Origin of the sequence: Oceanospirillum sp. (assembly GCF_048265165.1) — a bacterium.
GTDB lineage: Bacteria > Pseudomonadota > Gammaproteobacteria > Pseudomonadales > Halomonadaceae > Oceanospirillum.
Genome location: NZ_JBLXCD010000003.1, coordinates 504,691 through 516,386 on the forward strand (window position 1 = coordinate 504,691; position 11,696 = coordinate 516,386).

The window sequence follows — 11,696 nt, forward strand, 5'->3', positions numbered from 1 at the left end:
TCTGAGCAGGCCGAGGAGTCGCATCATTCACCATCAAGCTTGCTCCGTTTCAGATTGGTGACTCTGACCCAGTTGAATCACGTTAAGTTCCATTGGAAGAGAAAGATTGTGGTGGGTGGTAAGAATCACGCTGCCCCCCTGCTGCGCATGGTCAGCAATTAACTGCTCTATCTCTTTAACGCCGCCCTGATCGATCGCTGTAAAGGGTTCATCCAGAATCCATAGGGGAGCAGCATGCAGAAAGAGCCGTGCCAGAGCCACTCGGCGGTGCTGCCCGGCAGAGAGTGTATAACAAGGTACATCTTCAAAACCGGCCAGCTTGACCTGAGCAAGAGCATGATAGATCTGGTCTGTATCTGCCGGATGATAAAGCGACTGATACCAGCGCAGATTTTCTTCCGGAGTCAGGTTTAATTTAATACCGGGCTGGTGACCGATAAAGAGTAAATTCTCACGAAAATGGTCTGGGTCATCCTGAACAGGCTTCCCCTGAAAAAACAGCGCTCCATCAAAATCCGGCAATAAGCCCGCAAGAATACGCAGCAATGACGTTTTCCCCGAACCATTAGGCCCTGCAATCTGCAGCACTTCACCGCAATGCAGTTTAAAATCAAGCTTACTGAACAGTAAACGATCATCTCGTTCACATGCCAAATTTTGCCCGGATAGCAATTCCTGCACGAATCTAACCTTTTCTCTGGATCTGCCGATAATGAAACAGATGAAACGAAGAGTACCCAAAAGAAGGTACTCAGCCTAAACTTAGGCAATGAAAACATGGATGGATTTTGCTGTATCTGACCGCACCCTATACTCAGGCAAAATCGCAAAAGAGCGCACTTTACTACGATTCATTCTATTGCGCTACAGACCTACATCAAGGTCTGGTAAGCCACAGTGCCTTATTAACATGCTGAAAAACAGGTTGCTATGCTAGATCAAGTTTTACAGACACGGGTTGACCAGCAGATGGCGGCGCTTATGGGAGCAATCCGAGCGGCTGTCAGTGGCAATACCGGACTCAGTCAGGGCCAGACTGCTTTAGCCGTAGTGCAGGCTGCCGTCAATGCAGGGGTTCAGAATCAGTACTCCGGTAGCCCTTCATCACAGCTTCCTGCTGACGGGACAGGCAAGCAAGGCAACCCACCTTCAGCAGGTGCAGGAGCGCCTCCAACAGCGGCAACGGCAAACACAGCGGCAAATGGAGCAACCAGTGCAGGGGCAAACATCGCTCAAGCTGCGACCAACCTTACAGCTCAGGCTACGGCGGCTCAACTTGCATCAGCTGCCCAGTCTGTGGCTCTTGCAGCCCAGCAAACCGGTACTAATAGTACCAGCCAGTCAGCGCTGCAGGCACAAGCAATACTTCAGGCTCAAGCTGCTCTACAAGCGACTCCACAGGGTACCAATCAGGCGCAAGCTCAGGCTTTAGTAAACCAGATACAGACTCAAACATCCTCCGCTATGATTGCGGCTCTTGCCAATACTACACCAGGCACTGGGGCAACTCAGCCTGGAGCCGGGATACAAAACACCCCATCGGGCGGACAAAATGTAACATCAGCGCCCCCACAAAATCCGACAATGCCTCAAAATACGGCAGCGACTCAGAGCACCACCACACAAAGCAGGGTTCAGGGGTCTCATAACCAACCTATTGCCGCAACAGGAACAACACTTACAACGCAGTCGGGAACAACCGCCAATCAGCTTTCCGGCACTCAAACCGCTGTAAGTTCAGCCGCGTCTACTCAATCCTTAAATCAGCCATCCACCACAGCCTCAGCGGTTCGGGTTCTCATCCCACTAACAGGTCAGAGTATTGAGCTACCACAACTCAAACCTTTGCCTGCAGGTACTCAGATTACATTGCGCCAGGCCAACTCTACACATGTTGATATCTTAAAGGTGCAGTTACCGCAAAACCAGCAAACCAATCAGAGTCAAAGCACGCAAACTCATCAGGTAACACAAACAAATAGCGCTGTTGCGAACCAAGTGGCGCAAAAAGTTGCCTTACAACAAACGGTAATGTCTGCTCTTAGGGAGGCGTTACCCGCTCAGCAGCCTGTAAGCGATACAATCAGTCGTGTTCAATCTCTTGTATCACAGCTCAGCCCAACTGTGCGAGACAACCCGGCGTTACAGCAAGCCCTGCAGATAATTGACAAAGCAACACTCAAACTATCTTCAGAAAACGCCCCTACTGCCCAAGCGGTAAAACAGAGCATTCAGCGCAGCGGTGTCTTTCATGAAGCGGTAATGATGCAAGCATTGCAACAGTCGACAATGCCTGCAGGAACCCCGATTACGCCAGTAGGCGATGATCTGAAAGGAGCTTTTTTTCAGATTTTCCGGCAATTAACCCGCGGAGGCAGATCAGATGGAACCCAGGAAAAAAAATCGCCAAACAGTGCAAAAGCCGGTACAGAGGCAACGGCAGACAGCAGGCAGAACAGCCAGGCTCAGTTGTCACGCACACTTAATGAAGGTCTAGCCCGTATTAGAAGCAACCAACTACAAAGCAACCCCGCCATGCGTGGTACAGAAGCAACCGCCAGCAGCCCGATACAAACAGATATTCCTGTCACGTTCAACGGACAGCTATCCGAGGTTAAGGTTAAAATCGATCAGGAAATCTGGCCAGAAAACCAGTCACATGAAAATGGCGAAGAATATCAGCGGCGCTGGGTTATTAATCTCAGCTTTTCTCCGCCGGAGCTGGGAAACTTACATGCAAGGTTGCTATATCAGAATGAAAAACTGAAAACCCATCTTTGGGTTGAGCAGGATGAAAACCTGCCCGGTATCAGCAAACAGCTCCACGAGTTGAAAGATCGCTTAGCAGCCCTTGGAATAGAGATTGAGGAAGTTCGATGTCAGGCAGGCAGGCCAGAGAAAATTCCAGACCCTACAGTTTTGAGTCTTAAAGCATGAAACCTTCAGCGACCCAGGAAACGAGTCAGCCAAAACCCTCAAACAAAAAAGCAGTAGCTCTGCAATACGAGGGGTTCAGTACTCCCAGGGTGACAGCAAAAGGTGAGCACCTGTTAGCCGAACAAATAGTTCATCTTGCCCGTGAAAATAATATCCCTGTTTATGAGGACAGCGGACTGGTCCAAGCTCTTGCTCAGGTTGAGCTGGGGGAGGAGATCCCTGAGCTGCTCTATATGGCCATCGCCGAAATCATCGCGTTTATCTACCAGCTGGAAAGAAGCCAAAATGGTACTGAAAAAATTCGCAAAGATGTACTCTCTCGGCGGGACATGCTGAAAAACAAGTACAAAAACTAAAAGCACCCAAGAGGGTGCTTTTGACTCATCAAGGCATACAATAGCTGATGCTTAAGACTCTTCCGTCAGCTCAGAAATTGTCGTAACTGACGTCACTCTGGTGCCGCTTCTTTAGCTCAGCATGTACTAAAGCTATCAGGTCAGCCTCAACACGTGCTAAGCCACAATTTTCCACCAAATCATCTGAAGAAGCCCCCATCTCAACCAATCTAATAGCATAGTTGTAAGGTAAGCTTCCTGCGTCTTTCTGCTCCAGATCGACCTGTCGCTCCATCGTCTGATTGAGTTTTTTCTCAACCTCCAATAGGCGTTGCCCCACACCAATAGAGCCACTGCCCATAGCGTGAGTCTCATTGCGAAGCGACTGAACCAACATCTGTGTTTCGTGTTTACTGCGGTCGAGAAGGCGACGAAGTGTCATCACCTGCATAACACCATAAACAGCAACAAGAACAGCAATGATCACAGTTGCCCAAAGTATGAGGTTTGCTAATGAATCCTGCATAAAACTCCCAAAAGTCACAAGTTAAAGCGCTGCGACTTCCGCCCACTCTTCATCACTCATCAGTTTGTTCAGCTCAACCAAAATAAGTAACTGATTGTTCTTATTGCATACGCCCTGAATAAACTTAGCACTCTCTTCATTACCAACATTTGGCGTGGTTTCGATTTCTGACTGACGCAGATAAACAACCTCAGATACAGAGTCAACCATGATACCAACGACCTGCTGATCAACTTCGATGATCACGATACGCGTAGAGTCCGTTGTTTCGGCTGTCATCAAGCCAAAGCGCTGGCGGGTATCAATAACGGTCACAACATTACCGCGCAAATTGATAATACCCAATACATAGGAAGGAGCTCCCGGAACCGGTGCGATTTCAGTATAGCGCAGTACTTCCTGAACCTGCATCACATTGATGCCATAGGTTTCATCAGCCAACCGGAAAGTTACATACTGCAGAATCGGATCATCAGAACCTGCTGCGTTTTTAGCTTGAACAACATTTGCCATGCGAATGCTCCATCTAAATCGGTTAGTTTTGCTTTATCAAAACTAAACTCTGTTCATAACCGGAAAACCGGCCAGTTATTCTTCATCAGCCATCAGGGCCTGCAGATCGACAGGAACTTTATCACTATCAAGTAACCGGGCAAATGCCGCCACATCAATAAGAGCACACATGTGATCTACTACTGTGCCTGCAAGCCACGGCCTTCTGCCTAAAGATGTGCGCCACCTTACTTCATCAGGGTCCAGCGAGATCGCTTCAGCGACTGTGTGACAGGCTAGGCCCCACTCACTATCATGGATACGAATAGCGAATCCAAAATCAGGTTTGTGTTTGTCATTAATATGTTCAGGCATTACCCATTGAGCCGTGTCAACAAGACCTACATTCATATTATTAGTCCGAACAATACCCAAAAACCAGCCTGGTTGACCAAAAAGCGGGGTAGGTTCTTTCTCAAGCTTATGGATACCACCTAACTCTGCTAACGGCACCGCAAGCTTTAATCCTTTTACAACAAAAAGCAGGCACTCAAAACGTCCTTGAGCCCAATCAGGTCGGCCATTACTCCAGCCCTCATTTTCTTGGCTCTCCAAAGATACGGCAGACTGATCAAGCTCTTGAGCCTCTTCTGAGGCCTCTGTTACAACACTAGCAACAGGTTCGCTGACCTCAACCTCAACCTCAACCACAGCCTCTTTGGTTTCAACTTCAGCTACCTGAACATCAACCTGAGGTGCTGCCGTGGAGAGATCACTATTTTCTTCAGTTAATGCAATCTCAACCTTGGGTTCTGCCACTTTAAGTTCTGGCATAACAACCGGAGGTGTATCCTGAAAAACCGTCTCAACAGGCTTTGGCTCTTGAGACTCAGTAACCTTGTGTCGCTGACGAATCTCTGCAGCAACTTCCCTGGCATACTCCCTTGCTGAAGGCGGAGCAAAAATGCGCGCCGGAGCTTCCTCAGGAGCATTTGTCTGCGAAGAGCTGGCGTCAACGTCTTCAGTAATACTTTCAGCTCTGTAATCTGTCGCAATCTTAGGAGAGGCTGCAGAAACTACATCCTCAGCCTGAGATTTAACCGCAGGTTCAGCTATAACTTCAGGCTCATCATACTCAGATACATCCTGAAGCAATGCCTCAAGATAGCCTTCAATAGCTTCCTGCGGAGATAAATCCTGAGAGTCGTGAGCCATTCTACTGTGCCCCCGGTTTTTGTCTGTGGTCAGTTTGCTTCTCTAAGAGGTGTTTTAGCAACACATTGTAAGCATGCACACCTCTACTCTGGGCATCCAGCATTGAAGGCGGCATTCCAGCCATACTTGCATCACGGAACTTAGTATCAACCGGAATCATAGAGTTCCAGATATTATCCGGGTATGTATTGCGCAGCATACGAAGACTCTGGACAGAAGCCTGTGTCCGTCGGTCATATAGTGTCGGTACCACCGTGTAAGGCAACTCATTTTTACGCGCACGCGTGACCATACTCAGAGTGCGCATCATACGCTCAAGGCCTTTAATAGCCAGAAACTCGGTTTGTACAGGAATAATAAGGTGCTGAGCTGAAGCAAGGGCGTTAATCATTAATAAGCCAAGCACAGGGGGGCTGTCGATCAATACATAGTCAAAACGGTTCCAGAGTAATGCAAGTGCTCTGGATATTACCAGTCCCATGCCTCCTTGTGAGCTGACCTGGCGCTCTAAGGTAGCCAGTGCAGTAGAAGCAGGGATAAGCTTCAGACGATCATGGCCGGTATCCATTAACAGGCTTTCCGGCAAATCAGACGGAATATCTTTACCCTGCTGAAACAGGTCATATGCACTTCTCTGAAGACCATCGGGATCATACTTGAAATAACTGGTCAGAGAACCATGCGGATCCAAATCAAGCAGCAGCACCTGATGCCCCTGGTCTGCCAAAAGACCACCAAGGGTTACAGTTGATGTCGTTTTACCGACGCCACCTTTCTGATTGGCAACTGCCCAAACATGCATGAAAGTATCCCTTATATGCCAGTTATTATTGCTTTAGTTGTCTTAGTCTTATCGCGATACATCAGTCGATAAGCGATACCCTAGATCATTCAGATTAAGCACTTCATCAGATAAACCAGCCTTTGCTACAGCCATAGGCATCCCATATATCACAGAACTATCTTCATCCTGAGACCATATGGTTGCTCCATGCTCTTTCAGCATACGACAGCCATCACGCCCATCAGCACCCATCCCTGTCATGATGACACCAAGGATATTCCCTTTCACAGCATTTGCAGCAGAGCCAAAGGTGACGTCAACACAAGGTTTATAGTTTAAGCGCTCATCACCCGCTAAAATACGAACACTGCTACCGCGTTTATCAACTACCATCTGTTTACCACCTGGTGCCAATAACGCTAATCCAGGTTTTAGCACATCACCATCCTGGGCTTCTTTTACCCGAATTTTACACAGGCTATTCAGACGCTCTGCAAATGCCCCTGTAAACGCAGCCGGCATATGCTGAACCAGAAGCAGAGGTGCTGGAAAATTTTCAGGCAACTGCGTTAAAACTGTTTGCAAAGCCATTGGTCCACCGGTTGAAGTTCCAATGGCAACCAAATCAAAATGCCTTGGTTGCGGCTTACTGTTTTTTACAGATGAAACTCGTTTTGGTGCTTCACTCTGTGCCGATGTAAGAGAAGCCCTGGACGCAGGTTTAACAGAACCAAGCGAACTCCGTCGCTCAGGTCTCGCAATATGCTTTGCAGAAGAAGCCAAAGCGCCGCGCTTACTACGTGACACCTCAATTACTTTTTCACAAAGTGCTTTAGCTAACTCATCAGGTCTACGGGAGATGTCTTCAAAGTTTTTCGGCAAATAATCTACGGCACCGGCTTCAAGTGCACCCAATGTTATCCTGGCACCTTCATGCGTCAAAGAGGAAAACATAAGCACAGGTACAGGAGCTTTTTGCATGATTTCACGTACAGCTGAGATGCCATCCAGTACCGGCATCTCATAATCCATCGTGATAACATCAGGCTTAAGCTCAATTGCCTTTTCAACAGCCTCACGGCCATTGCTTGCGGTTCCAATCGGTTTAATGCGCGCATCGGTACTTAACAGTTCACAAACTCGACGTCGAAAAAAACCAGAATCATCAACCACTAAAACCGTTATTGGCATATCAGGTCCTTAAACCCCTTATCGTGCACTTTTGGCATAATGCTTTAGCACTCCTGGGATATCCAGAATCAAAGCAATACGACCATCACCAGTAATTGTAGCACCTGCCATACCCGGAGTTCCGTGCAGCATCTCGCCCAGCGGTTTAATAACAACCTCTTCCTGGCCAATTAACTGATCAACAACAAACCCTACTTTCTGAGTACCAACAGACACAACAACAACATGCGCATTTTTAAGTTCACGACTTACATCAGAACCCTGGACTAACCATTCCTTCAGATAGAACAGAGGTAACGTTTTTTCACGAATAACCAAAACTTCCTGGCCATCAACAATGTTGGCACGCGAGATATCAAGCTGAAAAATCTCGTTCACATTAACAAGGGGCAGTGCAAAGGTCTGCTGCCCGAGCATAACCATAAGGGTCGGCATAATTGCCAACGTCAAAGGCACCTTAATAATAATCTTGGAGCCCTTGCCCTCCTCAGACCAGACGTTGATAGTACCGTTCAATTGTGAAATTTTGGTTTTCACAACATCCATACCAACCCCGCGGCCGGATACATCTGATATCTCTTCTTTAGTGGATAGGCCTGCTGCAAAAATCAGGTTAAATGCTTCCTGATCCGTTAAGCGGTCTGCAGCGTCCTGTTCCAACTGGCCTTTTTCTACAGCTTTGTTACGAAGAACCTGAGGGTTCATACCGGCGCCATCATCACTGATAGTGAGCAGAATATGGTCCCCTTCCTGTTCTGCAGATAGGACAACCTCACCAACTCGTGGCTTGCCTTTCTGTTCACGATCATCAGGGTTCTCAATACCATGATCAACCGCATTACGCACCAAGTGAATCAGGGGATCTGCAAGTGCTTCAACAAGGTTTTTATCAAGGTCTGTATCTTCACCTATCAGCCGAAGATTAATCTCTTTCTTCAATTTACGTGACAGATCACGTACAACCCTCGGAAAGCGGCCAAACACCTTCTTGATCGGTTGCATACGTGTCTTCATTACCGAGGTCTGAAGGTCAGCTGTCACAACATCAAGATTGGAAACCGCTTTGGCAACTTCTGAGTCAGAGCTTTGACCACCAAGACGAACCAGGCGGTTTCGTACCAATACGAGCTCCCCGACCATGTTCATAATATCGTCAAGTCGGCTCGTATCGACACGAACTGTCGTCTCTGCAACAGGCGCAGTTTCTTTCTTAGGTGCGACTTTTTTCTCTACAGCAGGTGCAGGCGGTTTTGCAGGCGCTGCAGGTTTTTGCGTTGCCGCTACTTGCTTAGGGACCTGGTCGGCACTTTTCTCAGGCTCTTTAGCGCTATTATTGCTTAAATCCGGCTGAGTAGGAGAGCTACTCTTGCCATGTAGCTGATCAAGCAAGGCTTCAAATTCATCATCGGTAATAAGGTCATCACCACCTGCAGCGACAGGCGCTTCAGGCTTAGATTCTTCAACTACCGGAGTAGGCGGCTTCCCTGACCCGTGTAACTGGTCTAAAAGCGCCTCAAACTCATCTTCTGTGATATCGTCACCGCCAGATGCAGCATCAGCCAAAGGCGCTTTAGGCTCTGGAGGTGTGCTATCGGCTACTGATGAAGAGGCAGTCGGAGCTCCGCCATCATGCAGAGCATCAAGAAGAGATTCAAATTCAGCATCAGTGATGTCGCCTTCAGCATCCTGAACCGCTGATATTGGCGGTTCCACAGGCTGAACTGGCTCAGGCTCAGAAACAGCCGCTTCAACTTCAGAAACGGCGTCTTCAGTTTCCGCCTCAGGCTTAGCAAAGAACTCCAACTGTAAAATCAGTTCAGGATCAGCGTTCTCTGGCATCTGACCTGCACGGACTTCATCGAACATTTCATTAACGGTATCCAGTGCACTAAGCACAGTATCCATCAATTCAGGTGTCACCGTCCGCTGATGCTTTCTTAAAGTATCAAAAACGTTTTCCGCGACATGGCAACAATCAACCAAGGGTGTGAGCTGGAGGAAACCCGCACCACCTTTGACGGTATGAAACCCCCGAAAAATGGCATTCAGGAGATCAGGGTCGTCAGGAGACTGCTCCAGATCGACTAACTGCTCAGATAGCAACTCTAGGATTTCGCCAGCTTCAATTAAGAAATCCTGCAAAATATCCTGATCGACTTCAAAGCTCATCCATACTTCTCCTTAAAAGCCGAGACTCGACAGCAGGTCATCAACTTCATCCTGCCCGGAAACAACATCTTTCCGTTGTTCTGCATTAATAATCGGCCCTTCAGGAGCATGTGCTTCCTCAGTAATCCGATCACTCGTGTCACGCTGAATACCGGTAATCTGATCAACCTGGCCTGCCATGCAAACCAAATTCACAAGATTTTCTTCTATTTCCTGCACAAGGGTGATGACTTTAATCAGTACCTGACCTGTCAGATCTTGATACCCCTGAGCTAAAAGAATCTCGTTAAAGTTAGAAGATAAAGTACCTGCCTGGTCTTCCGCTTCCTTCAGAAAATCATCAATCTTACGGTACAGACCTCGAAATTCATCAGGTTTCATCTCTCGCCGGACAAGACGCGCCCAGTCCTTACGTAGCGAAGAAGCCTGTTCGCTTAATCGCTCCGCAACCGGGGCGCTTTCATCAACCTTGTCCATTGTTTGATTCGCGGCGTCCTGAGTCATTCTAATGACGTAATTCAGGCGATCCGTCGCATTTGCCATCTGCGACATTTTTTCAGAAGCAGGATTTCCAGCACCAACATCAATGTGGAAATTAGTAATAGCGTCATGTAAAGCACGAGTCAGACGACCCACTTCCAGGTACAAATTTCTGTTTCGTTCGTCATTAATCCGCTGAATCAGGTTCACGGCGTCACTAAGCTGACCGCTTTCCACTTTCTCCAGAAGCTCAGAAGTACTTTCTTTCAGTATCTGTTCGAACTCACTAACTTGTTCTTCACCTGGGCTTTTCAGAGCCATAACCTGAAACCTTCTTCGTAATAAATGTCTTTTTCTGGCCGCGTAAAAACAATAATTTACTGCTGCTCGATGCGCTCAAAAATTTTCTCAATCTTTTCCTTGAGAACAGCTGCTGTAAACGGTTTAACAATATAACCATTAACACCAGCCTGAGCGGCAGCAACAATCTGCTCGCGTTTTGCTTCCGCTGTAACCATGAGAATAGGCAGATCTTTCAGTTTAGGATCAGCACGACAGGTCTTGAGCAGGTCAAAACCTGTCATACCTGGCATATTCCAATCCGTCACCAAAAAATCAAAGTTGCCCGTTTCCAACAAAGGAATAGCGGTCAGACCATCATCTGCTTCATGCGTATTAGTAAAACCTAAGTCACGAAGCAGGTTTTTGACAATCCGTCTCATAGTGGAAAAATCATCCACAATGAGAATTTTCATATTCTTATCCAAGGCAACCTCCACTCACCCAATTTGCCACTACTAGAATACTACAATTATTCATTTATCAAATATATATAATGTGATTACTTCCACTCAGATAATCTTGATCTGAGCCGTAATGCAGCCTGACTGTGTATCTGGCTGACTCTTGACTCACTTACATTCAGGACCACCCCAATTTCTTTAAGGTTGAGCCCCTCTGTGTAATACAGCGCCAAAACCATTTGTTCCCGCTCCGGCAACCCTGCGATCGCTTCTGCAAGGGCCTCCTGAAACGCACCACCTTCTACGGCAGCTTCAGGTATCGGGGAACTCTCATCCGGTAACTCAAAACTATTGTCTTCGTTACCGGTAATTTCATCAAAGCTGAACAGCTTAGTCCCTGCAGTGTCCTGTATATAGTGATTATACTCTTCAACAGTAACCCCCATCTCTGCAGCGATCTCATGATCTCTGGCATCTCTGCCCGTTCTTATCTCAACTTGTTTAACTGCATCTGTAACACGGCGACTATTCCGGTGCACTGAACGCGGAGCCCAGTCATACCGGCGAACCTCATCCAGCATCGCACCACGAATCCGTATCGACGCATAGGTTTCAAAGCTGGCACCCTTCGAATCATCAAATTTCTGCGATGCCTCGATCAAACCAATCATCCCAGCCTGAATAAGATCATCAAGCATTACAGTCTGTGGCAGTCGCCCCAGAAGATGCTGAGCAACTTTTTTGACCAAGGGTGCATACTTATCCACTAAGTCGCTTGCTACCACTTTACCTGCGTAGTACGTACCCGAACTCATCACCAAAGC

General features: G+C 47.6%; 12 protein-coding genes. 2 read left to right on the forward strand and 10 right to left on the reverse strand.

What is annotated here, in order from left to right:
- Positions 1–33: 33 nt before the first annotated feature.
- Positions 34–681 carry a cytochrome c biogenesis heme-transporting ATPase CcmA gene (gene ccmA / locus ACN0R8_RS09370; protein WP_417596806.1) on the reverse strand — a complete coding sequence of 216 codons (648 nt, stop codon included), beginning with the start codon at positions 679–681 and terminating at the stop codon, positions 34–36.
- Positions 682–930: 249 nt separating this feature from the next.
- Here ccmA and ACN0R8_RS09375 point away from each other — a divergent pair, with 249 nt between their 5' ends.
- The gene (locus ACN0R8_RS09375) at positions 931–2,937 is read left to right on the forward strand and encodes a flagellar hook-length control protein FliK (protein ID WP_417596807.1); all 2,007 of its coding nucleotides are present in this window, start codon (positions 931–933) and stop codon (positions 2,935–2,937) included.
- Positions 2,934–3,293 carry an EscU/YscU/HrcU family type III secretion system export apparatus switch protein gene (locus ACN0R8_RS09380; RefSeq protein ID WP_417596808.1) on the forward strand — a complete coding sequence of 120 codons (360 nt, stop codon included), beginning with the start codon at positions 2,934–2,936 and terminating at the stop codon, positions 3,291–3,293. The genes ACN0R8_RS09375 and ACN0R8_RS09380 overlap by 4 nt, the downstream gene beginning before the upstream one ends.
- A gap of 70 nt (positions 3,294–3,363) precedes the next feature.
- Here the strand turns inward: ACN0R8_RS09380 and ACN0R8_RS09385 are convergent, their stop codons facing one another.
- The 9 genes from ACN0R8_RS09385 to ACN0R8_RS09425 all read right to left on the reverse strand — a co-directional run bounded on the left by ACN0R8_RS09385 (position 3,364) and on the right by ACN0R8_RS09425 (position 11,687).
- On the reverse strand, positions 3,364–3,798 hold the full coding sequence (locus ACN0R8_RS09385; RefSeq protein ID WP_417596809.1) for a DUF2802 domain-containing protein: 435 nt from the start codon (positions 3,796–3,798) through the stop codon (positions 3,364–3,366).
- Between the two features lie 21 nt (positions 3,799–3,819).
- On the reverse strand, positions 3,820–4,311 hold the full coding sequence (locus ACN0R8_RS09390) for a chemotaxis protein CheW (protein WP_417596810.1): 492 nt from the start codon (positions 4,309–4,311) through the stop codon (positions 3,820–3,822).
- Between the two features lie 75 nt (positions 4,312–4,386).
- Entirely contained in the window at positions 4,387–5,505 is a 1,119-nt protein-coding gene (locus tag ACN0R8_RS09395; protein ID WP_417596811.1) for a chemotaxis protein CheW, read from the reverse strand.
- 1 nt (position 5,506) lies between these two features.
- Positions 5,507–6,307: a ParA family protein gene (locus tag ACN0R8_RS09400; protein WP_417596812.1), complete on the reverse strand. Its 801-nt coding sequence runs from the start codon at positions 6,305–6,307 to the stop codon at positions 5,507–5,509.
- A 48-nt stretch (positions 6,308–6,355) separates the two neighbouring features.
- Entirely contained in the window at positions 6,356–7,480 is a 1,125-nt protein-coding gene (locus tag ACN0R8_RS09405; protein ID WP_417596813.1) for a protein-glutamate methylesterase/protein-glutamine glutaminase, read from the reverse strand.
- An 18-nt stretch (positions 7,481–7,498) separates the two neighbouring features.
- Positions 7,499–9,649, reverse strand: a complete 2,151-nt coding sequence (locus ACN0R8_RS09410; RefSeq protein ID WP_417596814.1) for a chemotaxis protein CheA — start codon at positions 9,647–9,649, stop codon at positions 7,499–7,501.
- Between the two features lie 12 nt (positions 9,650–9,661).
- Entirely contained in the window at positions 9,662–10,450 is a 789-nt protein-coding gene (locus tag ACN0R8_RS09415) for a protein phosphatase CheZ (RefSeq protein WP_417596815.1), read from the reverse strand.
- Between the two features lie 56 nt (positions 10,451–10,506).
- On the reverse strand, positions 10,507–10,896 hold the full coding sequence (cheY, locus tag ACN0R8_RS09420) for a chemotaxis response regulator CheY (protein ID WP_077243371.1): 390 nt from the start codon (positions 10,894–10,896) through the stop codon (positions 10,507–10,509).
- A gap of 74 nt (positions 10,897–10,970) precedes the next feature.
- On the reverse strand, positions 10,971–11,687 hold the full coding sequence (locus ACN0R8_RS09425) for an RNA polymerase sigma factor FliA (protein WP_417596816.1): 717 nt from the start codon (positions 11,685–11,687) through the stop codon (positions 10,971–10,973).
- Positions 11,688–11,696: the final 9 nt, after the last annotated feature.